Below are 25,585 nucleotides of genomic sequence, written 5' to 3' on the forward strand. Positions count from 1 at the left end.
GCGATGGCTGGAACAAGCAAGGTCCTCGAGGACTTCTCCGACGTCTATGCGCCCGGTCCGCTGGCGCTCGCCGACTGGCTGATCGTCGCGCCGGTGGTCTGGTGCATTCTGGTCGGCTCGGTTCTGCTGATGCTGCGCAAGCGCACCGATGTGCAGCCATTGATCGCCATTCCGGCGCTGGGTGTGCTCGCCCTGATGACGCTGGGACTGCTCGCCCATGTCGTCGAGGGCGGCACGGTGACCATGACCATGGGCCGCTGGCTGCCGCCCTTCGGCATCTCCTTCACCGTCGATCTGCTCGGCGCCTTCTTTGCCGCCACCTCGTCGCTGGTCGCGCTCGCCGCCGGCATTTATGGCCGCAGCGATGTCGACGAATCGGGCCGCCGCTACGGCTTCTACCCGTTCCTGATGCTGATCATGGCCGGCATCCTCGGCGCCTTTCTCACCGGTGACATCTTCAATCTCTATGTCTGGTTCGAGGTGCTGCTGATCTCGTCCTTCGGGCTGCTGGTTCTCGGCTCGGAGCGCAAGCAGCTTGACGGCGCGGTCAAATATGCCTTTCTCAACTTGATCGCCACGACGCTGTTCCTGGTCGCCACCGGCTATCTCTACGGCCTGTTCGGCACGCTCAACATGGCCGACATCGCCATCAAGGCGTCCGAACTGCGCGGCACCGCGCCGCTGATGACGCTGGTGACGCTGTATCTGCTCGCCTTCGCCATGAAGGCGGCGGCATTCCCGGTCAATTTCTGGCTGCCGGCCTCCTACCACACGCCGCGCCTGGTGGTGTCGGGCCTGTTTGCCGGCCTGCTCACCAAGGTCGGTGTCTATGCGCTGCTGCGCATTCTGGGCATGCTGTTTCCCTTCGAGCGCCAGGAGCTGTCCTTTCTCATCGCCATCGTTGCGGCGCTGACCATGATTCTCGGCGTGCTGGGTGCACTGGCGCAAAACGACATCCGCCGCGCCCTCGGCTTCCTGGTGATTTCCGGCATCGGCGTGATGCTGTCCGGCCTGGCGCTGGGCAGTCCGGCAGGCCTTTCCGGTGCGATTCTCTACGCCGCCCATTCCATGGTGGTGATGACCGCGCTGTATTTTGCTGCCGGACTCGGCGCGCGCCTGGGCGGCGGCTTCGAGCTCAGCTCGGCCGGTGGCGTCTATGCGCAGAACGCGGCCATGGCCGGCCTGACGCTGATGCTGTTCTTCTCGGTCGCGGGCCTGCCGCCATTCTCCGGCCTCTGGCCCAAGATCATGCTGGTCAAGGCCTCGCTCGATGTCGGCGCCTGGTGGCTGGCCGGCTCGATCCTGGTCACCGGGTTCCTGACCACCATCACCGTCGGCCGCATCTGGGTGCTGGCCTATTGGCGCCCCGCGCCGGATACCGGGACCGCGGCTGCCGTCAGCCCGCTGCCGGTCGGCGCAACCGCTGCGCTGTTCGGTCTGGTCGTCATCACCACCGCCTTCGGCGTCTGGCCGGAGCCGGTGATGGCGCTGGCCCAGGAGGCGGCCCGCGGCCTGCTTGATCCGTCTGCCTATGTGCTGTCGGTGTTTCCCGCGGAGGCGTCGCAATGAGCCTGTTCCTGGTCAATGTATTGCTGGCACTGGCCTGGTCGGCCGTCACCGGCTCGTTCACATTCATGAATTTCGTGTTCGGCTTCGTTCTGGCGATCTTCGCCCTTTCGCTGATTCGCGAACAGGTCGGCTCCACCGGCTATTTCTCCCGCGCCCGGCGGGTGATTTCGCTGCTGGTGCTGTTCCTTTACGAACTGGTGCTGTCATCGTGGAAGGTGGCGGTGATGGTGCTGTCGCCGCGCATGGATCTCAAGCCCGGCATCTTCGCCTATCCGCTGCGGGTCGACCGTGATTTCGAGATCACCATTCTCGCCAATTTGATCACGCTGACGCCGGGCACCCTGTCGGTCGATGTGTCGGAAGACCGCCGCACCCTCTACGTCCACGCGCTTGACGCATCCGACCCCGACGCCACGCGGCGCGACATTGCCGAAGGTTTCGAGCGCAAGATCATGGAGGCGTTCCGATGATCAGCATCGAAGCCGTTTTCGACTACGCGGTAACCCTGTCGCTGGCGATCCTGTGCCTGTCCTTCCTCGTCACCATCTACCGCATTGTCAGGGGCCCGACCTTGCCCGACCGGATTCTCGGTCTCGACATGCTGGTGGCCATCGCCATCGGCTTCATCGCGGTGCTCGGCATCAAGACCGGCTACACGCTCTATGTCGATGTCGCCATTGCCACTGGGGCTGGTCGGCTTCCTCGCCACCGTCGCCTTTGCCCGATTCGTGCTGTCGCGCGGCAAGACCGAGGACGACATCCTCACCGAAGCGCGCGAAGCCGCGGCCGCCGGGCGCCGCCAGCCGACCCTTTTGCAGGGAACTCGGGTAAAAAGGCCCGCTGGACAAGCAAAAGCCACAAACAAGAGCGAAGAAGCACCGGCCAATGAATGATATTGCGACATTGATTTCTGCGACGTTGCTGGTTGTCGGCTCGGCCTTTGCGCTGGTTGCCTCGATCGGTTTGTTGCGGCTTCCGGATCTGTACACGCGCATGCACGCGGCGTCGAAGGCTGGCACCATGGGGTCTTGCCTGATGCTGATTGCGCTGGCGATTCACACTTCCGATGTCGGAACCATGTCCCGGGCACTGGCCGGAGTTGTGTTTTTTCTGCTGACGGCGCCGGTCTCGTCGCATCTTTTGGCAAAGGCCGCCTATTCTGTAGGCTATCGATTGCACTCGTCATCGGTCAGAGATGAAATGAGTAGCGCCAGTCAAGAATAGTGTCCAGTCGAGTAGCAAATCTCCAAAATACAACCTGAAACTACAGAAATTCCCATTGCGCGCGACCTAGTGCTACATTTGAACCTCATTTTAGGTTTTCTATTGCGGCGATCGTTCGCAACCTAAGAATTAGTACTTGTCCTGATTTTAATTTCATGTATGAAGGATACTTCAGCTTGTTGCGCGGAATTTGCACGGTGTGCAGTAGCTCTATTCCGCGATTAGGACAGCAAGTTTGCCAAAAGTTAGGACCCGAATATGAATGAAGCAAACAAAGACAATGGTGCTGATCTGCTCATTGAGCTGACAGCAGAAATCGTTGCGGCCTATGTCAGCAACAATTCCGTTGCCGTAAATGATCTGCCAGGCGTGATCACCCAGGTGCATGCTGCACTTGGTGGCGCCACGCTGCCGGTGGAAGAAGTTGTCGAAAAGCAGAAGCCGGCTGTTTCGGTCCGTCGTTCGATCCAGAACGACTACCTGATCTGCCTGGAAGACGGCCAGAAGTTCAAGTCGCTCAAGCGTCACCTGATGACCCACTACGGTCTGACACCTGAGCAGTATCGCGAAAAGTGGGAACTTCCTGCCGACTACCCGATGGTTGCTCCGGCCTATGCCGAAGCACGGTCGCGCCTCGCCAAGGAAATGGGCCTGGGCCAGAAGCGCAAGCGCGCTGCCTGATCCGGGACCGGCTGGGTCCGGTCGATTGTGGTTTGGACGTCAACCCTGAACCCGTGATCGACCCGCCCCGCTGACCATCTTGATGGTCGATGTGACGTCAAAACCGTGGCCGTGTGCCACGGTTTTTTTGTGCCCGGAATTCGGTCGTGGCCGGAGGTCACGCCGCCCTGGTGCCCGTCATTGGCGGCAGCGCAGGCGATTCACCGGCAAAATGTGAGGAAAAAATTCCTTGAAAACTGTCTCCTCGAGCCCAATTCCGCTATAAAAACAACGCGAGGCTGTAGCCGGTGGGTGGCTGCACGTCCGCAATATCTGCATATCATGTAAGAAAATATTCCTATAACAGGAGATTTTCATCATGACAGAAACCCCCTCGATCCCCTCCCGATGCGCGGGTGCTGTAGCGCCACGCGGCAGGATGCTCGCTCTCCCGCCGGCATGCCTGCTGTGCGACGGCAACCGCGTCGGCCACAGCCTCTCGGCGATCGCCGCCATGGCCGCGCGCCGGCCCGACGGTCTCACGGTCCGGTCCGACCGCAGCCCCGTCACGCGGAGCGGGCGGCGGCGGCAGGCTGCGGCACGGCGGATCGATCCGGTGGATGTGCTGAGCTGCCGCATCGTCGGACGGCTGGTCACCGAACTGTTTTCCGCTGCCTGCGCGGCGGAGCTGCCGGCAATCGCCACCCGGCGCCGGCCGCAGTGCCACCGGCGGCAGATCGCCATGTATCTCTCCCATGTGGTGCTGTCGGTGCCCTTTGGCAGCATCGCGCTGGCCTTTGGCCGCGACCGCACCACGGTGATGCATGCCTGTTCGGTGACCGAGGACCGCCGCGACGATGCCGGCTATGACCGCTTTGTCGAGATGTGCGAGCGCTGTGTCGACGCGGTCTTTGCGCCGATTGGAGCCGATCATGACGCGTTCTGAAGCGTATGCGTCGCGCAAGGCGCTGGCGGGACTTGTCGGCTTTCTCGTCCGCGGCCCGGCCACCGGCCCCGGCCTCAGCATACTGTCAGCAACCGCCCGGCTGGAGCTTGAGCGCGAGGATGGCGCCCGGCGCAAGGTCGAGGCGCGGCTGCTGAAGCTGGCGCTGGAGCGCGGCCTGCTGGTGGCCGACAAGGCAGGGGAGCTGCCGTCCGCCTGCCATGTCTATGCGCCATCGCCTGAGGGCAGGGCGGCGCTCAGGCGCTGGCTCTGCGACCCCGGCAGCGCCTTCCAGGACCAGCACCGGACCCTGCAATCGCGGTCCGACCCGGATCTGGGCCGGCTGACCGTCAACATCCTGGAATCGCCGCTTGCCGCACTGGCACGGATCAAGGCCGGGGACGGGCGCCCGTTTCTCGATCCCGCCCATGTCGAGGCCGGGGAGCGGCTGCGGCTGGATTTCACCCGCGGTCAGATGCAGGCCGCACTCGGCCAGAGTTGGGAGCCGGTGCACATCAAGCGGCAATCCGGTGCCTCGGGCGGCGGCGCCGACATCACCGACACGGCCATGGCGGCGCGCGTGCGGGTCGAACGGGCGCTCTCAGAAGTCGGGCCGGAACTGTCCGGCGTGCTTCTCGATGTGTGCTGTTTTCTCAAGGGACTGGCCCAGGTCGAGCGCGAACGGCAATGGCCGGCACGCTCTGCCAAGCTGATGCTGCGCACCGGGCTGGCCGCCCTTGCCCGGCATTACCGCATGACCGTTGGCGGTTCTACGCCGCCGCCCGTGCCGCCGCGGCGTGGGCCTTGATGCGCATCACCATCGAGCGCAGGCCGTTGGCGCGCTGCGGCGACAGGTGCTCGCCCAGACCCAGCCGGGTCAGCAATTCGCCCTCGTCGAGCTGCTCCACCACGGAGGCTTTCTCGCCCGAGGTCGCCGCCAGCACGATGGCGACCAGCCCGCGCACGATATGCGCATCGGAATCGCCGCGATAGATCATCACCGGATCGCCGGGTTCGCCCGGTCCGGTTTCCGCCACCAGCCAGACCTGGCTGGCGCAGCCCTTCACCTTGTTGGCGTCGGTGTGTTCGGATTCGGGCATGTCCGGCAACGCCTTGCCGATCTCGATGAGATAGCGGTAGCGGTCTTCCCAGTCGTCGAGATACTCAAAATCGTCAATGATGGTCTGCAGCGAAGCCATGGCGTGTTCCTGTCTTGCCAGACATATAGGCAAAAACGCCCGCCAATACACCCCGCCGCGGCGCAAAAGCGCAACCGGTCTGCCAAAGCACGCGGCAATGCGGGAAAGGGGCAGGCGCGGCGCGGTCGGCGGGATGGCGCCCAGGCCTCAAATCACAAAAAAACACCGCCGGGAGGAAGGGCATGGTCCCGGCGGCGGCGCGTCAACGCGCAAGAGATGGCAGTGTCAGGCATCATGACCCGGGAAATGCCCGCGCTTCGGTGCAAACACCGGTGAAGCGGCGCGGGGCCGGCGAAGTCAGTTCGTCTCGGGCAGGGAGCCGGTCACCAGATCAGGCTCGCCGTCGGAAAATTTGGTGTCGAGAAACCGGTAGGCGATGCGCGCGCCTTCCTTGGCGCGCAGGCCGAGAGCGGCGAAGGTCTCGCTGCCGGTTTCGCAGATGTCGGGCTTGCGCACGCAGATCTGCTTGATGTCGGCAAAGGCTTCGGCGGCTGCGGCCATCGACTGGCCGACTTCCAGCGGCGGCGCCTCGTCAAGCGCATTGCCCGATTCTGTGTCGAGGAACGGTAGCGCGATCAGCACGAGTGAAAACCAGAAACTTCCCTTTATCAAAAACCACATGGAGGAGCCCTTCCTGTTGTCCGCCATCTTTGGACGGAGATGTCCGGGTTGTCCCGAACTTGACCAGACCATGACGCAGTTTCTTCAAAGTTGATTTGAAACCGGACAGAGAGTTTGAGCCAAATTTGTCGAAAATTTTAGGCAAATGCCCGAGCTGGCGCCGTTGATCCGGTCTAAACCGCCGGCAGGGACGGCGTTGCGGCCATGACGCAGGCCCGCGTCATGCCGGCCTTGCCCGGCATTGATCAGCGGGTGTGGTCAAAAGCTTCACGTTCCGTTCAGGTTTTGGAAAGCGGTGATTAACCATATCGGCCAAAGCCGGTAGTTCGCCCGCGGGAGCGGCAAAAAACACCCTGTTTCCGGCCACCTGCGCCGCGTGGCTTATTCTTTCCTTAAGTTGGCACTGGCAGAGTCGGGCCAACAAAAAAACCTGCGGCGTGTACGGAATCGGCAGTGACAAAATTGGATGATCTCATCGACAAAATGCGGCTTGCGGGCCGCCAGACGGCCCAATCCTGGTTGGGCCCGGCTGCGCTTGAGGCTGATGCTGAGGACCGTCGTGTCGGTGCCATGACGGCATGCCTGTCGAGCGCGATCCTGGCCCCGATGCTTGCCGTACCGGTCCTGTTGACGGCGTTTTCCTGGCCGCAGGCGATTGCCGGCGCGCTGGTGGCTGCTGCCATGCCGATCGCCGCAGCCGGCGTTTTGTCGTCAACCTCGTCACTGCGGATCACCGGCCGCATTTCGCTTGCCGCCGCTGCCGCAGCCCTTGCCACACTCGCCGTGCTGACCGGCGGCCTGGCCTCTCCCTTCCTGCCATTACTGGCGCTGCTGCCGCTGGAAGCCGCGATATATTCGAGCAGGCCATCGGGTCTGGCTCTGGGCGCCGCTGCCGCCTGCCTGGCGCTGGCTTTGGTTGCTGTCGCCGGCCAGACCGGTCTTGCCGGGGCTGCTCCGGCTTCGGGCTTTCTGGCCACCGGCCTGTCGCTGGGTCTTTATGCCTTGGTCCGCGGACTGGCCTTTGCGCTGGCGCGGCCTGCCGCTGCAAAACCCGCGCCCGTCGCAAGCGTGGAGACGGTGCTGGTTCAGGATCTGGCCATTCTCGACATGTTTCCCGGCCTGGTGACGCGGCACAACAGCCGCGGCGACGTCACCCATGTCGCCGGTGCCGACCAGACGGATTTCATCATCCGCATCGGCGGCTTTTCCGGCAAGGGCTATGTCAACCACATCCATGTCGCCGACCGGATCGGCTTTCTCGACGCCATCGATTGCCTGCGCCGCGGCGAACGGCGCCAGCAGGTCGAACTGCGCTTCGATTGCGTCGGGCAGGAGTCCCAGTTCGTTCATGTCGCCGTTTCGCTGCAGGCGGAGCAGGATGCCGACGGCAATTTTTTAGGCTTCATTGCCCAGACCCGCGACATCTCAGCCGAGATCGCCGACCGGCTGCATGCCGACGAGATCGTCGAAGTGGCCGAAACCGCCAACGCCGCCAAGACCTGCTTTCTCGCCGCCGTCAGTCACGAATTGCGCACACCGCTCAATGCCATTCTCGGCTTCTCCGACATTCTCGCGCGGGAATATTTCGGTACCTTCAATGATGAGCGCCAGCGCGAATATGTGGCGCTGATCCACCAGTCGGGCGAACACCTGCTCAGCCTGGTCAACACCATGCTCGACATGTCGAAGATCGATTCGGGCCGCTACGAGGTCTTTGTCGAGCCGTTCCAGATCGGAGAGGTGGTCGACAGCTGTGACGCCATGCTGCGTCTGCAGGCGACCAATCGCGGCGTCACGCTCACCCGCCGCCTGGCCCGCGGCGCCGGCGAAGTCATTGCCGACAAGGGCGCCATGCAGCAGATCCTCATCAACCTGGTCGGCAATTCGATCAAGTTCACCGAAGCCGGCGGCGTCATCAATGTCGATGTCGCGGTCAATGACGAGCGGCTGACGCTGGTTGTCAGCGACACCGGCATCGGCATCCCGGCGGACAAGCTGGCCCGCATCGGCGAACCCTTCGTGCAGGCGCAGGACGGGCTTGGCCGGCATTATGAGGGCACCGGGCTCGGCCTGTCGCTGGTCAAGGGCCTCGTTGCCCTGCATGGTGGCACATTCGCCATTGCCAGCACCGAAGGCGAGGGCACCGTGGTGACCATCGATCTGCCTGCAGATGGATCGGGCGCCAACCGCACGCCGGTGGAGACGACCGCTGTCGCGGTGGCCTTCCCGCCGGTCCTGCCACGACCCGCAATCAGAAATGCACAATACAGGAATGAAGACCATGTCGAGACAGCGCGCAGCGCCTGACCCGTTTGCGGATGACACCAGCTCCGGCCACGGCGTTCTTGCAGCGCTTGGCCAGCTTGTGTCGGCCCATCCCTCGCTTGCCGGCGGCAGCGTCGCCTTCGCGGTGATTTTCGGCTTCGTCGCCGCCAATGCGCTGTGGCACCAGCCCGGCGACCACCCGGCGCCAATTCTCAAGACCCGGGAAGTGGCAACCGCCGCGGTGCCGGTGGCGAGCGCCCGGCCGGTCGCCGCCGTGCCGTTCGCCAAGGAGGTTCCGGCGCGCACCGTCACCACCTTCAGGATCGAACGCAGCGACGACACCCCGACCGCCTCGATCCCGGTTCCGGTGGTAGCCCCGGCAATCGCTCCGGCGCCGCAGCCGGTCGTGGTCCAGTCCGCAGCCGATCCGGTGCTGAGCCAGATCCAGGCCATCCTTGCCGCCCAGGGGCTCTATTCCGGCGAGATCGACGGCCTGATGGGGCCGAAATCCGCAGCGGCGATCCGTCAGTGGGAAAAGCACAATGGCTATTCCGAAACCGGCGATGCCACGGCAGAGCTTCTGGCCGTCATGGGCTCGCCCGTGGCCCCGGCCAGTCCCGTCACCCTTGCCAGCGCCGACACCGGTCCGGTACCCGCACCGGTGCCACGGCCGACGCCGGCGGTGAGTGCCGATAGCCGTACAAGCGGGCCGGTCACGGTTCCCGCGGCCGTCGAAGGTCCAAGCGAACTGGTCCAGCAGATCCAGTCCGGCCTGTCCAACATCGCCTATGCCGACATCTCGGTGGACGGCGTGGCCGGGGCGCAGACCCGCGCGGCGATCAGCGCCTTTGAAAAGCACTACCGGCTTCCGGTTACCGGCCAGCCCAACGAGACGGTGCTGAAGAAACTGCTCGAAATCGGCGCATTGTGAGGCTCAAGGCCGGCATTTTCGTCTCCGCCCTGACCCGCCGCGTCTTTGCCGATGGCGGCATGGCGGCGGTTGAAAAACACGGTGCGGAGGAGGCGGGCGCGATCTTTGTCCGCATCCGCCATCGCGACGGTTCCGAAAGCCTTGCCGCCCCCGCGCCGCAAACCGCCTTCGACACCGACCACCCCGACGGCCGATTGTTCGAACTGCGCAAGAGCCGGGTGCCGGAACTTGAAATCTCCGAAGCAATTGCCCGCGAGGCCCGGTTTGATTCCGACATCTGGGTGGTGGAAATCGAAACCGACAGCCCCGAAACATACCTCGATTTCGGCGACAGCTGATCGCCGCGGCTGCGCCGGGCGCGCCGTTAAAAATTTAGCTTCTGTTCTCAGCAGACATTAGTCTTTTGCCTGCATGATCAGGCCTCGCAACGCTGCGTTGGGGGTTGTCATGAACAGAATTGCCATGTCGGTGTTTGTCGTCTCGGGTCTTGCCTTTGCCGCACCGGCAGCGCTCAGCTTCGTCGCACCGCGCTTTGCCCAGTCGCAGACCCCGGTTGCCGAGAATGGCGCCTGCCTGATCAAGGGCAATATCAGCATCACCACCGGTGAGCGGATCTACCACATGCCCGGTCAGGACTATTACAACGCCACGAAAATCTCGCCGCAGCATGGCGAGCGCTGGTTCTGCAGCGAAGCGCAGGCCCGCGCGGCCGGCTGGCGGAAAGCCAGGCTCTGAATTTTGTCAGATGCAGATTTGCCTGATCCGGTTGCCCGCTGTCAGCCGGTCTTGCGGGCTGGTGTGGTCCGGCGGGCGGTTTCGGGCAGGGGCCGCGGCGTGGCGGCCTGGCGAACCGGCTTGCCATCGGCCAGCACCGGCACATGCTGCGAGGCGCCGTTGGTGTAGTCGTCGGCGCGTTGCCAGGCGGCCAGTCTTGCCGCACAGCTTTCGCTGTCGAGTTCCTCGATCAGGTCGGTGGCGAGCGTATGCCGCTTTGACGGCTGCGCCATATGCGGAAAGAAGCTTTCCAGCGCCGATTTGATCGTGGTTTCCGGCGCGCCGAGACCGATCAGCGCGGTGGCGAGCTGGCGGCCCGACAGATCCATCATGATCCGTTCCGCCAGCGCAAAGCTCGAGCCCATGGCGTCGGCAAGGGCGGTGGCGAACCAGGAGGCCTGGTCGGAGGTTGCGTAGCGCGCAAGCTTGGCCAGTTGCACCTTGGCAAAGCGGCTTCTTGTTTCGGCCGACACCGCGGTCCTGCCCGGGTTTTCGGCGTCGGCTGCATCGGGCGCAATCTGCGGCAAGGGCGTGGCAGCGCTGTCGGGCTTGCGCCGGCTGGTCGGGCGGTTGAGCGGCGAGGGGGTTGCAGGGCTGCGCTGCGCCAGATTGCGCAGGACGGCGCGGAGCTTCTCGCTCGGATCGAGCGGCGGCGCGGTGATCACCGGCAGCGCATCGGCCGTTTTCGGCGCCTGCTTGACCGGGGCCGGTTGGGCCGGGGCCTCGCGGGCCTCCAGCGCCGGATCCGGGATCAGGCCGCGCAGGATCAGCAGACCCTCGACGGAGGGATCATTGAGCCCGCGCAGTGCCGCAATCGCCTGTGGCGACAGGTCCGGCCGTCGCGCGGCAGCGCGCGCATGCGGCGCTCCATTGCGCGCCACGCAGCGGGCCAGGGCGCTTTCCTTGAGCCGCGGATAATGGGCGATGAAGGGGGCTGCAATGGCGATCGGTTCGTTGATCAGCATGTCGACCACATCATCGGGCACCCGCGACAGGCGCGACAGGGTGGCCGAGACGGTGCGGCGGGTTTCCGGGCTGGCCGCGGCGTAGAGCGGCATGAACAGCCGGGAAAACCGCGCCATGTCCTGGCGTGTCGGATGGTCGAGGCATTCGAGTGCGCTGATCGATGCCATCAGCACCGCAGCCTTACGGTGGGCCGCATCGGGCCGTTCGAGATCGCGGAAACTGTCGGACACGGGACACACCTTACTGAAACGCAACAACTCACTTGTGACAAGTTATACCAAAAACGTTAGCAAGCTGTTAACCAAGTGGTGGCTTGATGCTTATCAAGCAAGGAGATGAATGTCGAGCGTATTTCCTGTTCCACCACGTTGGAGACCAGATATGACGACAATATTGAGCTTTGATCAGTCAAGATGCCGGCCAGCAAGGTCGCCGCTTCCCGGAGAAAAAACCTTGCCGGGAACTGCAGATGTGCTGATGTTCACCGGCGTGCGCCGCGAACCGCTGCATTCTGGCGCAACCCGTTACGCCTCCGGCCTGCCGGCCCCGATGTTCGACGATCCCGCACCGCTCAAGCCCACCGGCAGAAAACGCCAGCGCAGCAAGAACGGCTGACTACAGCGCTGGCTGCTATTTCAGCTTGTGCATTGCCAGCATCTTCATGATGGCGCTTTCGTAATAGGTTTCGGTCACGCCCTTGCGGACCTTGCGCAGGAAATACTTCTCGAAGGCCACCTTGGCCAGATGCACCCACATGCCCTCGCTGGCCCAATTGACATTGCGCGGCGGGTTTTGCGGTTGCGCCAGGAAGGCCACGCCGCGGTCGCCGAAATCGGCCAGGCAGAAGGCGTTCCAGGTGGCTTCATCCACCGGCTCGCGCCCCTCGAGCAAAGCCTTGATGTTCTTTGCCGTGGCCAGAACCATGCTTTCGATCATGTAGCCGGTCTTCGGCACGCCGGTGGGGACGGGGGTCTTTTCCATCGGCGCTATGGCGATCGCCACGCCGATGCCGAAGATGTTGGGATATTTCGGATTGCGCTGGTGCTTGTCGACAATGATGAAACCGCGCGGATTGACAAGGCCTTCAATGTCGCGCACCGCGCCAATGCCGCGGAAGGCCGGCAGCATCATCGAATATTTGAAATCGAGTTCATGCCTGGTCTTTTCCGAGCCATCCTCATTGAGCTCGGACACAGTCATCTTTCCGGCTTCGACCTTGTCCACCTTGGCATTGGTGATCCAGCGGACGCTGCGCTGGCGCAATTCGTGCTCGAGCATGCCCTTGGTGTCGCCGACGCCGCCAAGCCCGAGATGGCCGATATAGGGCTCTGCGGTGACAAAGGTCATCGGCACCTTGTCGCGGATCTTGCGGTTGCGCAGCTCCTTTTCCATGATCATGGCATATTCATAGGCCGGGCCGTAACACGACGCGCCTTGCGCCGCACCAACGACAATCGGGCCGGGATCGGCGCAGAAGGCTTCAAACGCGGCATTGGCCTGGACCGCGTGATCGACGGTGCAGACCGACTGGGTGTAAGCTTCCGGGCCCAACCCCTCGATTTCGTCAAAGGCCAGTTCCGGGCCGGTGGCGATGATAAGGTAGTCATAGCTGACCGTGCTGCCGTCCTCCATCTCGATGCGGTTGTCTGCGGGCACAAGCCTGCTGGCTGAAGCCTGGACAAAATCGATGCCGTGTTTTGCCATCAGCGGCGCAAGCTCGATGGTGATGTCATCCTTCTGGCGCCAGCCGACCCCGACCCATGGATTGGACGGGGTGAACTGAAAGCTTCCGGTCTTGTTGACCAGAACGATGCGGTGATCCTTGCCAAGCTCGGCCTTGAGGTCAAAGACCATCGATATTCCACCGAGACCGGCTCCAAGAACGACAATGTCAGCCTTTTTCATGCGCTTATCCTCTGGTGGCCGGACAAAGGGCGACCGGCAATACATATGTTATTCACAATGTATAGCGCACTCCCAAAACGTCCTCCTTGATTGAAATCAAGTGCTGCGCGGGTTTTGCCGTGGCGGCGCGGCCGGTCCGATCCCGAGCAGGCCGATGCCTGTGAGCACAACGGTGAGGCCGCCGGCGATCGCGCGAAGCTGGTTCCAGCCCTGCCAGGGGGCAGAATAGTCACGCCAGATCCGTGCCGCCGCCTCGCGCTCCAGCGGCAGTTCGACCCGTGCCAGGGCCTCGTTCATCGGAACATTGACCGCGATCGTGATGCCCAGCCCGCCAAGGCAATAGACCGCGGCGGCAAGCCCGAACCACCACGCGGCCCGGGGGCGGCCGGCATGCAGCAGCGCCAGCATGGTGAGCGCGAGCACCACCGGCGTGAGGAAGAATGCCGGGAAGAACACCGCATTGCGCACCGAGGCGTTCATTGCCTGCATGGCCGCGATGGCCAGTTCAGGATCGGCGGCATCGAGCCCCCACATGGTCGAGCAGACCCAGGCATAGAAGAACCCGAAGATGGCGGCCGACAACGTTAGCGACGCCAGCGGCAGCACGCGGGTGGCAATCATCAGGCCGGGCCCCCGGAGCCGGAGTTGGCAGGGCCGCGAAAATGGCTCACCGCTGCGCCGAAAAGCGCCAGGCAGGCAAGCTGGCCGCCGATCACCGCAGGCCAGATCAGCCCGAACTGGGCGTCAGCATATTTCTGCGGGCCGAAGGAGATCAGCGCCATCAGGGCGGCCAGCAGGCTGAAGAGGCAGCCCGCCCGGCTGCTGCAGCCGCCAAGCAGGATCGCCGCCGCGGCTGCCGACAGCGATGCTCCGAGGAACGGCGCAATGCCGAACAGCGGCGTGGCTTGCGGCGGATGCGGCGGCACCCCGGCGTAAAGCGCACTCAGCATGACGAGTTGCAGGATGATCAGGGCTGAAAGCGCGGAAATGGACGTGCGGTTCTGGTCTTGCATATGTAGGTCTCCATAAGCGTAATTGTGTGTACGGTTGCTTATATCCGTAAACTCAATTACGCTTTCCGTCAACACGGAGAAACCGGCAATGCGCGACGACACCAGAATGGCCCGGCAGCAGCAGATCGAGCAGGCGGCCTATGCCGTGCTGGAGACAAAAGGCTATGCCGGCGCCTCGATGCTGGCGATTGCCAGGCAGGCAAAGGCGTCCAACGAAACCCTGTACAACTGGTATGGCGACAAGAACGGGCTGTTTGCCGCTTTGGTGGTGCGCAATGCCGCGGAGGTGCAGGACCTGCTGCAGCAGGGCCTGCAAAGCGGCCGGCCGGGGCTCGAGATCCTGCGCGTGCTCGGACCGCGCCTGCTGGCGCTGCTGACCGGACCGCGCGCCGTCCAGCTCAACCGGGCAGCCGCCGCCGACCCGACCGGTGAATTGGGCAAGGTCATATCGGGGCGCGGACGCGAGACCGTGGCGCCGCTGATCGGCGAGGTGCTGCGCCGGGCGAAACAGGACGGCGATCTGGATTTCGGCACGGTGGAGGAGGCGGTCGGGCTCTATCTCGACCTGCTGGTTGGAGACCTGCAGATCCGCCGCGCCATCGGCGGCGCGCCCCCGGACGAGGACGCCATCTCGCGCCGCGCCGACCTGGCTCTGGACCGCTTGCTGCGACTCAATCCCGCATCGACACAGCCGACGCCAACCTGCCATGAAAAAGACGACAAGGGTTGATAGCCGGCAGGCAAGCTATCCAACACGCACAAACAGAACGGGGATGTCCGGATGACGGATTTGCTGCAGCCCAAGGCTTTCGAGCAGAAGAAGCGCCTGCTGGTCGTCCAGCTTTTCAGCCTTGTGGCGATCCTGGCCTTGCTGGTGTCGCGCCCCTATTGGAGCGAGGCGCTGCCGCTTCACGAGGCGATGGAGATCGCCGGTCTGGGCCTGATCCTGGTCTGCATGTTCGGCCGGCTGTGGAGCATCCTCTATGTCGGCAGCCGCAAGAACAGCGAACTGGTGACATCGGGGCCCTATTCGGTCACCCGCAACCCGCTCTATCTGTTTTCGACCATCGGCATTTTCGGCGTCGGCCTGGTGTTCGGCTCAATCTCGGTGGCCTTCGTCTTCGGCGCATTGAGCTATCTGGTGTTCACGCTGACGGCGCAACGGGAAGCGGCGTTTCTGCGCAGCAGCTTCGGTGCCAGCTACCGCGCATACGAGGCCTCAACGCCAAGGTTCTGGCCCGATCCGAGGCTCTACCACCAGCCTGATGAAATGACCTTCTCGCCGCGGGCGCTCAAGCGCACCTTTGTCGACGCGCTCTATTTCCTGGCGATGTTTCCGGCAATCGAGGGGATCGAATATCTCCAGACCGCAGGCTATCTGCCAACATTGTTCTGGCTGCCCTGAACCCAAACGGCCTGCCTCAGCGTCAGTCCCTGATCAGGCCGGGTCGGTCTTGAAACTGGCGCAAGCGGCGTTTCGGAGAAAATTCCGCACCAGCGGTTCGTGGCTCGGCATCGGCGCCACGGCGCGCAGCACCACATAGCCTTGCGGCCGCGGCAGTTCGACCAGCACCGTGCGCTCGAGTGCCGCCGGCATGGCGCGGCGCATCTGCAGCATCTGCGCCGGCGTGACGAAGGCGATATTGACGCTCTCGCCGATCGAGGAGCGGTCGTTCATCGAATAGGTCTCGTTGGCCGAGGCGTCATAGGCCGACACGGTCCAGATCGGCACGCCGCCGGTGGCGATCACCCGCACCGGGCCGGTGGAGATGTCGAAATGGCAGACGGCGCTGCGGATGTTCGGATCGTCGTTGAACAGCCCGGTCACATTGGGCTCATTGGCCAGCGAATAGAACCGGTTGGCCGCTCCAAGCGCCATCACCCGGGTCCAGGCGTCCTTGCCGGTCCATTGCGGCAGGGCCAGGATGATGATGATGTGGATCAGGGCGGCGCCGACGAGCCCGATCACGATGGCAAGCAGCGCACTACGCATCGGCGCATCCGATCAGGCTGATCTCGGGCATGTCGAGTTCGACCATGCTGACCGATCCCGCCGTCGGCGTGTCGACCAGCGTCAGCACGAAGCTGATCTTGCCCTGCGTGTCGAGCCGGATCCAGTTGCCCGGCGCCGGCGTGGCGCCGATCCGGATGCTGAAACTGCCGTCGGTGCGGCGCAGCGTCGTCCAGGAATTCAGGCTGGCGGGAAAGCGCGGCGCCGCCTCGATGGGATGGCCTGCGGCATCGGCGACGCGCAGCGTCCAGAACCGGGTTGGCGGGGTGGAGCCGGAAACCTCGTAGCTGCAGCGGCCCGACAGCGGCGCGCCGGCGGCGTCAGCGCGCGCGGTAAACACCAGACCTTCGGCGCGGCCAAGCAGGATGCGGCCATCGCCGGCGCGATGCGCCTTGGCGAAGGGGTCGGCCTTGGCCGTCTGCAGTTCCGGATAGGCGGTCCAGGAGCCGAGCTTGATAGCGCCGAAGCCGGAGGTGGCGCCGAGCATCCAGGACGCGGACCAGGCGCCACCACCAAAGGCGATTGCCAGAGAAAGGAGAACCAGGGCAGGCAGGCGAAACACGAGCGGATATTTCCTTCGTCAAATCGGCTGGGTGGCGATCCCGGCGTGGTGGGTCTGGCGCGCCCGGCCCGGCGCACCGGGGCCGTGTGTACTGCCAGCCTGCAACCCTGTCATCATGTATCTGCGGCGCAAAGTCAAAAAACGGCACCTGATCGCAAGCCGGTCGGCTGTCGAAGCAACACCGGGCTGCATTGCGCAATCACTGTTTGGCAACAACCGGATCAACGCCCGGCAAGGGCGCGATTGCGGCGACGCGTTCGGGCAGTCCCAGCGGCTTGGCCTGTTCGAACTGCTCGGTCAGCCCGCGCAGCACCTCGGTGGAGGCGGGGTTGAGCGTGCGCGGCCGTTGCAGCGGCGCCAGCGCATTGCCATTGGCATCGGTGGCGGATTTGGCGACCAGCGGTGCGGCGCGCGGGGTGGGCAGCGGATTTTCAACGCCGGGAATGGCGCGAAGCTCGATGCCCTGATGGGCGTAATCCATCAGCCGCTTGAAGGTCATGGCCGGCAGGGAGCCGCCGGTCATCCGGTTGGACGAGGTATAATCGTCATTTCCGAACCAGACCGCGGCGGTGAAATTGCCGGTGAATCCGCAGAACCAGGCGTCGCGATAGGCCTGCGTGGTGCCGGTCTTGCCGCCGGTGAGAACGCCGTCGACGGCCGAACGCCGCGCGGTGCCGACATAGGGCACGCGAGTCAGCATCTGGTTCATATAGGCGCCGGCGGTTTCCGACAGCACCCGCTCGGCCGGCGGCTCGTCGCGGTTGAAATCATAGAGCACATCGCCGCTGTAATTGAGGATCTGCGCGATACCGTGGCGCCGCGACTGGTAGCCTCCGGTGGGAAACACCGCATAGGCGGTTGCCTGGTCGAGAACGGTCACTTCGGAAGTGCCGATCGGAATGGTGACGTCGCGGCGGATCGGCGTCTCGACGCCGAATTTCTTTGCCTGCTCCATGATCTGGCCGATCGGATCCTCGCCGAGCTTTTCCTTGGCGATCCGCACCGGGATGGTGTTGATCGACTTGGCCAGCGCGGTTTTCATGTCGATGCGGCCGCGATAGCTCAACCCGTAATTCTTCGGGTTCCAGTTGCCCCAGTGGATCGGCGCATCGACAATCGGGCTGTCGGGCGTCATGCCTTTTTCCATGGCCAGCGAATAGGTGTAGATCTTGAACGAGGAGCCGGGCTGGCGCAGCGCCCGCGAGGCGCGGTTGAACTGGCTTTCGCCATAATCGCGGCCGCCGACCATGGCCCGCACCGCGCCGCCATTCTCGATCAGCACCAGGGCTGCCTGGCTGGCCCGGTAGCGTTCGCCATCCTGGCGCAGGCTGGTTTCGACCGAAGCCTCGGCAGCCTTCTGCATGCCGGTGTCAATGGTGGTGCGCACGATCAGCGAGTGCTGATCAAACCCGCCGGCGATGCGCTTGACCTCCTCGAAGGCCCAGTCGAGGAAATAGTCCGGCGCGTCGTGATCGCCGCGGTCAATCACGCTGGCCGGATTGCGCCGGGCGCCGATGACCTGGCCTTCGGTCATCATGTTGCCCTGCACCAGATTGGACAGCACCTCGTTGGCCCGCCCGCGGGCGGCGGGCAGGTTGATGTGCGGGGCGTAGCGGGCAGGGGCCTTGAACAGGCCCGCCAGCATGGCCGATTCCGCCAGCGAGACCTCGGTGATGTTCTTGCCGAAATAGAATTGCGCCGCAGCCGCTGCGCCAAAGGTGCCGCCGCCCATATAGGCGCGGTCGAGATAGAGCCTGAGGATTTCCTTCTTGGGCAGATTGGCCTCGAGCCAGAACGCCAGAAAGGCTTCCTTGACCTTGCGCTCAAGTGTGCGCTCATTGGTCAGGAAGAGGTTCTTGGCCAGCTGCTGGGTGATGGTGGAGCCGCCCTGGACCACCGAATTGGCCTTGACGTTCTCGGTCATGGCGCGGGCGAGGCCGAGGAAATCGATGCCGAAATGCTCGAAGAAACGCCGGTCCTCGGTGGCCAGCACCGCCTTGACGAAATGATCGGGCAAAAGGTCGACCGGGGCCGAATCCTCGTGGATGATGCCGCGATGGCCGATCTCGTTGCCGTAGCGATCGAGAAAGGTGACGGCGAAATCATCGCGCGCGCGCCAGTTGCCGGCGGTTTCCTCAAACGCCGGCATGGCCAGTGCCAGCAGCAGCACGAAGCCGGCGGTGCCGACATTCATGCCTTCGCCAAGAATTTCGAAAAAGGCCTTCCAGGCGCCGCGGGTGCGGAAGCGGCGGAAGAAGATGGTGATCTCTTCCCAGGTCTCGCCGGCGGAAAAGCCGGCGTTCCAGATCGTCGAATCGATCCAGGAATCGATGCGCAGCAGGATGTTGGAGCGCTTGCGCGGCCGGTTTTGCTGGTTGAACGGGTCCTGCACGACTGTTGATCCATTGCCGGCGCCAGCTGACGCTGCGCCCTGTTAGCGTTGCAGGCGATGACACATCACCGCCAAATTTGCCCCATGGTCTATGCTTTTGGCCGATTTTCGGTCAAAGGACAAGCAGGATGCGCGTTGCCAACCGTGCCGGAATGCAAAAAGGAAGACGCCATGGGCACCAAGCCCTTCTGGAGAACCAAGCGGCTTGACGACATGAATGCGGCCGAGTGGGAAAGCCTCTGCGACGGCTGCGGCCGCTGCTGCCTCAACAAGCTGGAGGACTGGGACACCGGCGAGATCGTCTGGACCAATGTCGCCTGCCGGCTGCTCGACGGAAATACCTGCCGATGCAAGGACTACGCCAACCGCCAGGCCACCGTGCCCGACTGCATCGGGCTGACGCCGGACCAGGTCGACACCATCAGCTGGCTGCCGCCGACCTGCGGCTACCGGCTGGTGGCCGAGGGCAGCGATCTCTACTGGTGGCATCCGCTGGTCTCGGGCGACGCCGAGACCGTGCACGAGGCCGGCGTGTCGGTGCGCGGCCGTACGCTGAGCGAGGTCGATATCCCGGTGGAGGATTTCGAGGATTACCTGGTCGAATGGCCGGGCGAGGAAGCCTGAGCGCAGGCTCGGGTAGCGGCGGAATTGACGTCGATGCCGGACCGGAGAAAAGCCGCCTGCAACAAAATGTGTCGGAACGGTGGAACCATATCCGCGCTGCCGCATTGTGACCCTGTATTGCCAAATGGAGGGTTTATCCGATGATCCAGTGGATCCTGATTTTGCTTATTGTCGCAGCCGTTGCCGGCCTGCTTGGATTCGGCCGGCTCTCCGGCGCCGCGCTCTCTGGCGCCAAGCTGCTGATCGGCCTGGTGCTGGTGCTGTTCCTTCTCGCCGTCCTCGGCATTGTCGCCATCGCCTAGCTTAACGTTCTTCATCCTCCCAAGCTGAAGCACACCTGCCGCCGGAGACCCCTGGTCCCGGCGGTTTTTTTGTGTTTGAGGGGTGATCTTGATTGTCGTCGATCTGTGAATTATATTTCACAGATGATAGAAGTTCGCCAAACAGAGGTGTTTGCGAAATGGCTTGGCAAACTGCGCGACAGTCAAGCCAAAGCGCGAATTCTGATACGGATCAGGCGAATGACGCTGGGCAACCCAGGCGACATCAAACCGGTCGGACAGGGCGTAAGCGAACTGCGTGTTGATTATGGCCCAGGGTACCGGATTTATGTCGCCATGAAGAATGAACGGCTGGTCGTTCTTTTGTGCGGCGGAGACAAATCGCGGCAGCAGGCGGACATCAAGATGGCATGGAAACTGGCCAAGGAGCTTTGAATGACATTTGCAACCCAACCCTTTGATGCTGCTGAATTTCTCGACAGCCCCGAGATGGTGTCAGCCTATCTGGATGTAGCCCTTGCGGAAGATGATCCTGCGCTGTTTGCCGCCGCTCTCGGCGACATCGCCAAGGCGCGCGGCATGAGCGACATAGCCCGCAGCGCCGGGGTCACTCGCGAGGCGCTCTACAAGGCACTCAGCGAAAAGGGCGATCCGCGCATGTCGACCCTGTTCGGGGTGATCAAGGCGCTGGGGCTCAAGGTGAAGGTGGTGCCTGAGGGCGCGTGAGCGGTTTCCCATACGGGCAAATCAAAAAAAATAGGAAAATAATCCTTGACGGTGTCACAGTGCTTTGGTAGGGTTGTGCCATGATCACGGAAATGCGCCGGAAACGGCGGGTCGGGCTAGCGGGTTCCGCTGGGCCTGTGTGATCGGGATCCGGCGGGTTTGCCGTCGGACAATAGGATATGTGCGTGAGGCGCCTCTGGATTTTCCGGGGCGCTTTTTTCGTGGCCTGCAGGCCGGATTTCAAAGTTTTGCGAGGTGGGCAATGACCGGGATTGTTTGGATCCACGGAGCGGCGGGGCTGTGTGAGCCGGGGCCGATGACGGCGGGCGAGGCGGGGATGCTCGACCGGCTGATTGACCTGGTGCTGGCGCTGGAACCCTTCGAGATCAAGCAGCAGGCGCCCGGCGGCGCGGGTGCGCCTGATGCTGCGGGCGAGGTGACGGCCGCGGATCCGCCGTCGCCGACGCTGCTGGCCGAAAGCACCGAGCGCATGCTGACGCAGATGCGCGCCGTGCTTGACCGCGAGGCAGGCCGGCTGGGCGCCGAGGGGACGGAGGGCAAGGCGGCGGTGGACCAGGTGGCGCTGATTGCCCGCACGCTGGAAAAGATCGACCAGATGGAACGGCTGATTGCCCAGGACCGGGCCAGCGCCGCCCGGCAGACGCTGAGCCCGGATGAGCGGGCGCAACTCCGGCAGACCGTGCGGCAACTTATCCTCGCTGCCGCCGAGCGGCTGGCCGCGGACCGCGCCGGCGAACAGGCAGGGCCAGCGGGAAAGCGGTGACGGTGATGAAGAGAGCGGGCCGGACATTCAGGAACAGGAATTTTCGGAACGGGCAGAGGTTGAAACCAAGTGACGCTCTGACAACGGGTTGGATGACGCTGCGCGTCAGAAATGTTGTGTTGATTGTTTCGGCAAAATCTCAGCCTCCGTCATCCCGGCCTTGAGCCGGGATCCAGCCACCACGTGTCTACGTGGTGAAAGAGTCCTCTGACTCGGCAGACGCCGTGTCGCTGGACCCCGGATCAAGTCCGGGGTGACGTAGGTGGAGGGGAAGATGACCCAACTCAGAATAGTCCCGTGGACCAGGTGGCCGGCAGGAGAGTGACGCATGACAATCCGGTCGATGGCAGCGGCGCTGAAATGTGGGGTGTGGACGAGGCCCGGGTCAGGCCGTGCAAAGCTGGTCCGTAGCGTCCTGATCTACGCACCACAGCCACGGCGGGAGTCAAACCCCGGCAATCGGGACCGGGGTGATCAGGTCCCGGATATGCAGGATCCGGATGGCGGTCGAGATGTCTTGAAAAACAATGAGATAGAGTGGCTTCGTGACTCAGTTTCGCATGGCAACGGACTGAGCATGGCGGACACAGTCGAGGCTTTGCTGGCGGCGCATCTGGCGCGGCTTGGTGATCAGGCGTTGATTGCCAATGCGCATGACTGGCAGCTTGCCGCCCGGCCCGAACAATTGCCGCCCGTTGGCGCCTGGAGGACCTGGCTGCTGATGGGCGGGCGCGGCTCGGGCAAGACCCGGGCCGGGGCCGAATGGGTGCACGCGCTAGCCACCGGCGAGATTGCCGGGCTGGGCAGGGATGGCCGTATCGCGCTGGTGGCCGAAACCTTTGGCGACGCGCGCGAGGTGATGATTGACGGGGTGTCGGGAATTTTGGGCGTGGCGCGGGATCAGCGGCCCAGCTTCGAGGCGACGCGGCGCAGGCTGGTGTGGCCCTCGGGCGCGGTGGCGCAGATGTTTTCGTCCGAAGACCCCGATAGCCTGCGCGGGCCGCAATTTGATCTGGCCTGGTGCGACGAGCTTGGCAAATGGCGGCACCAGCGCGAGACCTGGGACATGCTGCAATTTGGCTTGCGGCTCGGGACATCGCCACGGCAGTTGGTGACGACAACGCCACGGGCGACGCCGCTGATGCTGGCGCTGGTGAAAGATGCGGCGACGCGGGTGACGCGAATCCGCACCGAGGACAATGCGCAGCATCTGGCGGCGGGATTTCTCGACGCGATCCGGGCGCGCTATGGCGGCACCAGGCTGGGGCGGCAGGAGCTCGATGGCGAGCTGATCGCCGACCGCGAGGACGGGCTGTGGCGGCGCGACCAGATCGAGGCGCTGGTGGTGCGCAGTCACGGACTGCTGCGGCGCATCGTGGTGGCGGTTGACCCGCCGGCAGTCAGCGAAGCCAGATATTCCTGCTGCGGAATTGTTGCTGCCGGGCTGGATGCGGAGGGCCGGGCGGTGGTGCTGGCCGATGGCTCGGTGGAGGGCGCAAGCCCATCGGCCTGGGCGGGTGCGGTGAGCCGGCTCTACCGCCGCTTTGACGCCGATTGCGTGGTGGCCGAGATCAACCAGGGCGGCGACATGGTGGCAAGCGTGCTGCGCACCGTCGATCCCTCGCTGCCGGTCCGCACCGTGCGGGCGACACGTGGTAAATGGCTGCGCGCCGAACCGGTGGCGGCCCTTTATGAGCAGGGCAGGGTGGTTCATGCCGGGCACTTTGCCAGCCTCGAGGACCAGATGTGTGACTTCGGCCCCGACGGGCTGTCGTCAGGCCGCTCGCCCGACCGGCTCGATGCGCTGGTCTGGGCGCTGACCGAACTGTTGCTGGGCCGAAGAGGCGCGCCGCAGATCCGGCACCTATGAGGCTACAGCAGAATCGGGCAGGCTGGACGGCAGAACAGGTGATGGCGAGGGAGACGGCAATGACAGCAGGTGTGACGGCGACGGACGAGGTGCTGGCCGGCTATGCCGGGCTAGGTGCTGACTGGATCGCGCGCTCGGACGGTCTGAGCTGTGACGAAATTTACGCACCGGTGACCGATCTTCTGCCGGACGAACCCAGTCGGGTTCTCGATCTGGGCGCTGCAACCGGACGCGACGTGGCCTGGCTCGCAGCCCGCGGGCATAAGGTTGTCGCGGTTGAACCGGTCAGCGAATTGCGCGAAGCCGGGCAGCGGCTGCACCCGCTGGAGGCGGTGGAATGGCGCGATGACCGGTTGCCGAGGCTGGAACGGATCGGCGCAAGCGAGATGTTCGACTGCGTGCTGGCCAATGGCGTGCTGCATCATCTGGAGCCCGATGCGCAGGAAGCCTCGATCCGCCGGCTGGCCGGGATGCTCAGGCCCGGCGGGCTGCTGATTGCATCGCTCCGGCATGGCGTGGGCCCCAAAGGCAGACAAGCCTGGCCGATGGATGTCGCAGCACTTGTGACGGTGGCGCAGACAAGCGGCATGGAACTGATCCGCCGGGTCGACAAGGGCTCGGTCCAGCCGGAGAACCAGAACGCCGGGATAACCTGGACCTGGCTGGTGCTTAGGCGCGGTGAGTTGCCGGGCATGACTGACGGCTGACCTGCTGGAGAGGCTTGACCTGGATTTGACATCTTGAATCTGGTCCCTTGGGGCGAAGTTTACATCCGTCATGCCGGACCCCGATCCGGCATAGAGCCAGCCCAAGTCCTTGGGCTGAAGAGAGTCTCCTGGCCCGGCGGACGCCGGGTCACCCCGGATCAAGTCCGGGGTGACGCTGGAAATTTGTGTCCGCCAGATCACTTCCGCGGTTTTTTGGCCCGGACCTGATCCGAGGCGAAGTGGAAAATGTTGGCCCCGCCTGGCTTGCCCGGCGGGGCTTTTTGATTCCGGTTTTGAAAGGTGTGAGAGATGGCATTCGGATTGAAGCTTCCCTGGACGCAGGCTTCGTCAGCCAAGGCACCTGCCGCCAAGAGCTGGCTGCCGGGCGCGATTGCAGCACTTGCGGGTGACGCGGTCGCGCAGTGGAGCGGGCGCAGCTACACAGCCATTGCGCGCGAAGGCTTCATGCGCAATCCGGTGGCGCATAGGGCAACACGGATGATTGCCGAAGCCGCCGCCTCGGTGCCCTGGCTGGTGTTTGACGGTGGCCGCGAGCAGGAGCGGCATCCGGTGCTGGATCTGCTGGGTCGCCCTGACCCGAATGGCGCCGGCGACGGGTTCTTCGAGACGCTCTATGGCCATCTGGTGCTGTCGGGCAATGCCTGGATCAACCCGGTCAGCGCCGGAGGTCATTTGGCTGGGCTGCAGCTCTTGCGGCCCGACCGGATGCGGGTGATCACCGGACCGGACGGATGGCCGACGGGTTATGAGCATCAGGCCGGCGGCAGACGGCAGCGCTTTGCCGTCACGCCTGAAGAAGGGCCGGGACTGCTGCACCTGAAGCTGTTTCATCCGCTTGATGATCATCTGGGGTTTGCACCGCTGGAAGCAGCGCTGATGGCGCTCGATCTTCACAATGCAGCGATGAACTGGAACAAGGCGCTGCTCGACAATTCCGCCCGGCCTTCAGGTGCGCTGGTCTATCAGCCCAAGGACGGCGGCAACCTGACGCCGGAGCAATATGAGCGGCTCAAGGCCGAGCTCGAGGAAGGCTATCAGGGTGCGCGCAGGGCAGGCCGCCCGATGCTGCTGGAAGGCGGGCTCGACTGGAAGGCGATGGGGCTGACGCCGCGCGACATGGATTTTGTTGAAGCCAAGAATGGGGCTGCGCGTGACATCGCGCTGGCGCTGGGTGTGCCGCCGATGCTCTTGGGCATCCCCGGCGACTTGACCTATGCCAATTACCAGGAGGCCAACCGCGCCTTTTGCCGCCTCACGGTGTTGCCGCTGGTGGCCCGCACGGCGCAAGCGCTGACAGCCTGGCTGCAACCCATTCACGGTGCGGGGCTGAAGATCGATTACGACGCCGACCGCCTGCCGGGACTGTCCGCCGAGCGCGACGGATTGTGGGCGCGGGTCGGTGCGGCGGATTTCCTCACCGACGAGGAAAAGCGGGAAGCCGTGGGATATCAGCGTGTTGCGGGCTGAGCCGGATTCAAACAGGCAAGCGCATGATTCAATCTGTGAGGCGGATATGACCGCCAGATCTGCGGGAGGC

General features: G+C 63.9%; 30 protein-coding genes and 1 pseudogene. 22 read left to right on the plus strand and 9 right to left on the minus strand.

The window, feature by feature from the left end; genetic code table 11:
* The first annotated feature begins 3 nt into the window (after nt 1–3).
* From OEG82_RS10265 to OEG82_RS10295, 7 genes and pseudogenes are all read left to right on the plus strand, one after another.
* Entirely contained in the window at nt 4–1,569 is a 1,566-nt protein-coding gene (locus OEG82_RS10265; protein ID WP_267612359.1) for a Na+/H+ antiporter subunit D, read from the plus strand.
* Entirely contained in the window at nt 1,566–2,039 is a 474-nt protein-coding gene (locus OEG82_RS10270) for a Na+/H+ antiporter subunit E (RefSeq protein WP_267612360.1), read from the plus strand. Before OEG82_RS10265 ends, OEG82_RS10270 begins: the two co-directional genes overlap by 4 nt.
* Nucleotides 2,036–2,462, plus strand: a pseudogene (locus OEG82_RS10275) (cation:proton antiporter). Before OEG82_RS10270 ends, OEG82_RS10275 begins: the two are co-directional and overlap by 4 nt.
* Nucleotides 2,455–2,793, plus strand: a complete 339-nt coding sequence (gene mnhG, locus OEG82_RS10280; protein WP_267612361.1) for a monovalent cation/H(+) antiporter subunit G — start codon at nt 2,455–2,457, stop codon at nt 2,791–2,793. The pseudogene OEG82_RS10275 and the gene mnhG overlap by 8 nt, the downstream one beginning before the upstream one ends.
* Nucleotides 2,794–3,051: 258 nt before the next feature.
* Nucleotides 3,052–3,474, plus strand: a complete 423-nt coding sequence (locus OEG82_RS10285; protein WP_267612362.1) for a Ros/MucR family transcriptional regulator — start codon at nt 3,052–3,054, stop codon at nt 3,472–3,474.
* Between the two features lie 358 nt (nt 3,475–3,832).
* Nucleotides 3,833–4,399 (plus strand): helix-turn-helix domain-containing protein, encoded by a 567-nt coding sequence (locus tag OEG82_RS10290; protein WP_267612363.1) that lies wholly within the window; start codon nt 3,833–3,835, stop codon nt 4,397–4,399.
* Nucleotides 4,386–5,204, plus strand: coding sequence for a DUF6456 domain-containing protein (locus OEG82_RS10295; protein WP_267612364.1), 819 nt, complete (start codon nt 4,386–4,388; stop codon nt 5,202–5,204). The genes OEG82_RS10290 and OEG82_RS10295 overlap by 14 nt, the downstream gene beginning before the upstream one ends.
* Here OEG82_RS10295 and OEG82_RS10300 read toward each other — a convergent pair.
* Together OEG82_RS10300 and OEG82_RS10305 are read right to left on the minus strand one after the other, a co-directional pair.
* On the minus strand, nt 5,167–5,595 hold the full coding sequence (locus tag OEG82_RS10300; protein ID WP_267612365.1) for a SufE family protein: 429 nt from the start codon (nt 5,593–5,595) through the stop codon (nt 5,167–5,169). The genes OEG82_RS10295 and OEG82_RS10300 overlap by 38 nt on opposite strands.
* A gap of 297 nt (nt 5,596–5,892) precedes the next feature.
* Entirely contained in the window at nt 5,893–6,216 is a 324-nt protein-coding gene (locus tag OEG82_RS10305) for a DUF5330 domain-containing protein (protein ID WP_267612366.1), read from the minus strand.
* Between the two features lie 453 nt (nt 6,217–6,669).
* Here OEG82_RS10305 and OEG82_RS10310 point away from each other — a divergent pair, with 453 nt between their 5' ends.
* The 4 genes from OEG82_RS10310 (at nt 6,670) to OEG82_RS10325 (ending at nt 10,147) form a co-directional block, all read left to right on the plus strand.
* Nucleotides 6,670–8,523, plus strand: a complete 1,854-nt coding sequence (locus OEG82_RS10310; protein ID WP_267612367.1) for a sensor histidine kinase — start codon at nt 6,670–6,672, stop codon at nt 8,521–8,523.
* Entirely contained in the window at nt 8,498–9,412 is a 915-nt protein-coding gene (locus OEG82_RS10315) for a peptidoglycan-binding domain-containing protein (protein ID WP_267612368.1), read from the plus strand. Before OEG82_RS10310 ends, OEG82_RS10315 begins: the two co-directional genes overlap by 26 nt.
* A complete protein-coding gene (locus OEG82_RS10320; protein ID WP_267612369.1) occupies nt 9,409–9,750 on the plus strand; it encodes a DUF1491 family protein in 342 nt (113 codons plus the stop codon). The genes OEG82_RS10315 and OEG82_RS10320 overlap by 4 nt, the downstream gene beginning before the upstream one ends.
* Nucleotides 9,751–9,823: 73 nt before the next feature.
* Complete coding sequence (locus OEG82_RS10325; protein WP_425497578.1) at nt 9,824–10,147, plus strand: sunset domain-containing protein; 324 nt, start codon at nt 9,824–9,826, stop codon at nt 10,145–10,147.
* A gap of 41 nt (nt 10,148–10,188) precedes the next feature.
* Here the strand turns inward: OEG82_RS10325 and OEG82_RS10330 are convergent, their stop codons facing one another.
* On the minus strand, nt 10,189–11,382 hold the full coding sequence (locus OEG82_RS10330; protein ID WP_267612371.1) for a hypothetical protein: 1,194 nt from the start codon (nt 11,380–11,382) through the stop codon (nt 10,189–10,191).
* A 223-nt stretch (nt 11,383–11,605) separates the two neighbouring features.
* On the opposite strand from OEG82_RS10330, the gene OEG82_RS10335 reads away from it, so the two are divergent.
* A complete protein-coding gene (locus OEG82_RS10335; protein WP_267612372.1) occupies nt 11,606–11,767 on the plus strand; it encodes a hypothetical protein in 162 nt (53 codons plus the stop codon).
* Between the two features lie 15 nt (nt 11,768–11,782).
* On the opposite strand, the gene OEG82_RS10340 is transcribed toward OEG82_RS10335, so the two are convergent.
* From OEG82_RS10340 to OEG82_RS10350, 3 genes are all read right to left on the minus strand, one after another.
* The gene (locus OEG82_RS10340; protein WP_267612373.1) at nt 11,783–13,057 is read right to left on the minus strand and encodes an NAD(P)/FAD-dependent oxidoreductase; all 1,275 of its coding nucleotides are present in this window, start codon (nt 13,055–13,057) and stop codon (nt 11,783–11,785) included.
* Nucleotides 13,058–13,153: 96 nt separating this feature from the next.
* Nucleotides 13,154–13,678, minus strand: a complete 525-nt coding sequence (locus OEG82_RS10345; RefSeq protein ID WP_267612374.1) for an anthrone oxygenase family protein — start codon at nt 13,676–13,678, stop codon at nt 13,154–13,156.
* On the minus strand, nt 13,678–14,070 hold the full coding sequence (locus OEG82_RS10350) for a hypothetical protein (RefSeq protein WP_267612375.1): 393 nt from the start codon (nt 14,068–14,070) through the stop codon (nt 13,678–13,680). Before OEG82_RS10350 ends, OEG82_RS10345 begins: the two co-directional genes overlap by 1 nt.
* A gap of 88 nt (nt 14,071–14,158) precedes the next feature.
* Here OEG82_RS10350 and OEG82_RS10355 point away from each other — a divergent pair, with 88 nt between their 5' ends.
* A complete protein-coding gene (locus tag OEG82_RS10355) occupies nt 14,159–14,800 on the plus strand; it encodes a TetR/AcrR family transcriptional regulator (RefSeq protein ID WP_267612376.1) in 642 nt (213 codons plus the stop codon).
* Nucleotides 14,801–14,851: 51 nt separating this feature from the next.
* Nucleotides 14,852–15,475 carry a methyltransferase family protein gene (locus OEG82_RS10360; protein WP_267612377.1) on the plus strand — a complete coding sequence of 208 codons (624 nt, stop codon included), beginning with the start codon at nt 14,852–14,854 and terminating at the stop codon, nt 15,473–15,475.
* A 33-nt stretch (nt 15,476–15,508) separates the two neighbouring features.
* Here OEG82_RS10360 and OEG82_RS10365 read toward each other — a convergent pair whose 3' ends face one another.
* From OEG82_RS10365 to OEG82_RS10375, 3 genes are all read right to left on the minus strand, one after another.
* Entirely contained in the window at nt 15,509–16,063 is a 555-nt protein-coding gene (locus OEG82_RS10365) for a DUF1254 domain-containing protein (protein WP_267612378.1), read from the minus strand.
* Entirely contained in the window at nt 16,056–16,643 is a 588-nt protein-coding gene (locus OEG82_RS10370; protein WP_267612379.1) for a DUF1214 domain-containing protein, read from the minus strand. The genes OEG82_RS10365 and OEG82_RS10370 overlap by 8 nt, the downstream gene beginning before the upstream one ends.
* Nucleotides 16,644–16,842: 199 nt before the next feature.
* Nucleotides 16,843–19,035, minus strand: a complete 2,193-nt coding sequence (locus OEG82_RS10375) for a transglycosylase domain-containing protein (protein ID WP_267612380.1) — start codon at nt 19,033–19,035, stop codon at nt 16,843–16,845.
* A gap of 171 nt (nt 19,036–19,206) precedes the next feature.
* Between OEG82_RS10375 and OEG82_RS10380 the strand changes: the two genes are divergently transcribed.
* The 8 genes from OEG82_RS10380 (at nt 19,207) to OEG82_RS10415 (ending at nt 25,515) form a co-directional block, all read left to right on the plus strand.
* Entirely contained in the window at nt 19,207–19,659 is a 453-nt protein-coding gene (locus OEG82_RS10380; protein WP_267612381.1) for a YcgN family cysteine cluster protein, read from the plus strand.
* A gap of 140 nt (nt 19,660–19,799) precedes the next feature.
* Entirely contained in the window at nt 19,800–19,961 is a 162-nt protein-coding gene (locus tag OEG82_RS10385; RefSeq protein WP_267612382.1) for a DUF1328 family protein, read from the plus strand.
* 123 nt (nt 19,962–20,084) lie between these two features.
* Nucleotides 20,085–20,375, plus strand: coding sequence for a type II toxin-antitoxin system RelE/ParE family toxin (locus OEG82_RS10390; protein WP_267612383.1), 291 nt, complete (start codon nt 20,085–20,087; stop codon nt 20,373–20,375).
* Nucleotides 20,376–20,666 (plus strand): addiction module antidote protein, encoded by a 291-nt coding sequence (locus tag OEG82_RS10395; RefSeq protein ID WP_267612384.1) that lies wholly within the window; start codon nt 20,376–20,378, stop codon nt 20,664–20,666. It abuts the gene before it with no gap.
* Between the two features lie 262 nt (nt 20,667–20,928).
* On the plus strand, nt 20,929–21,450 hold the full coding sequence (locus OEG82_RS10400; RefSeq protein ID WP_267612385.1) for a hypothetical protein: 522 nt from the start codon (nt 20,929–20,931) through the stop codon (nt 21,448–21,450).
* Between the two features lie 577 nt (nt 21,451–22,027).
* Nucleotides 22,028–23,320 (plus strand): DNA-packaging protein, encoded by a 1,293-nt coding sequence (locus OEG82_RS10405; RefSeq protein ID WP_267612386.1) that lies wholly within the window; start codon nt 22,028–22,030, stop codon nt 23,318–23,320.
* 59 nt (nt 23,321–23,379) lie between these two features.
* A complete protein-coding gene (locus OEG82_RS10410) occupies nt 23,380–24,027 on the plus strand; it encodes a class I SAM-dependent methyltransferase (RefSeq protein ID WP_267612387.1) in 648 nt (215 codons plus the stop codon).
* Nucleotides 24,028–24,336: 309 nt separating this feature from the next.
* The gene (locus tag OEG82_RS10415; RefSeq protein WP_267612388.1) at nt 24,337–25,515 is read left to right on the plus strand and encodes a phage portal protein; all 1,179 of its coding nucleotides are present in this window, start codon (nt 24,337–24,339) and stop codon (nt 25,513–25,515) included.
* Nucleotides 25,516–25,585: the final 70 nt, after the last annotated feature.

The sequence above is a fragment of the Hoeflea ulvae genome (assembly GCF_026619435.1).
Taxonomy (GTDB): Bacteria; Pseudomonadota; Alphaproteobacteria; order Rhizobiales; family Rhizobiaceae; genus Hoeflea; species Hoeflea ulvae.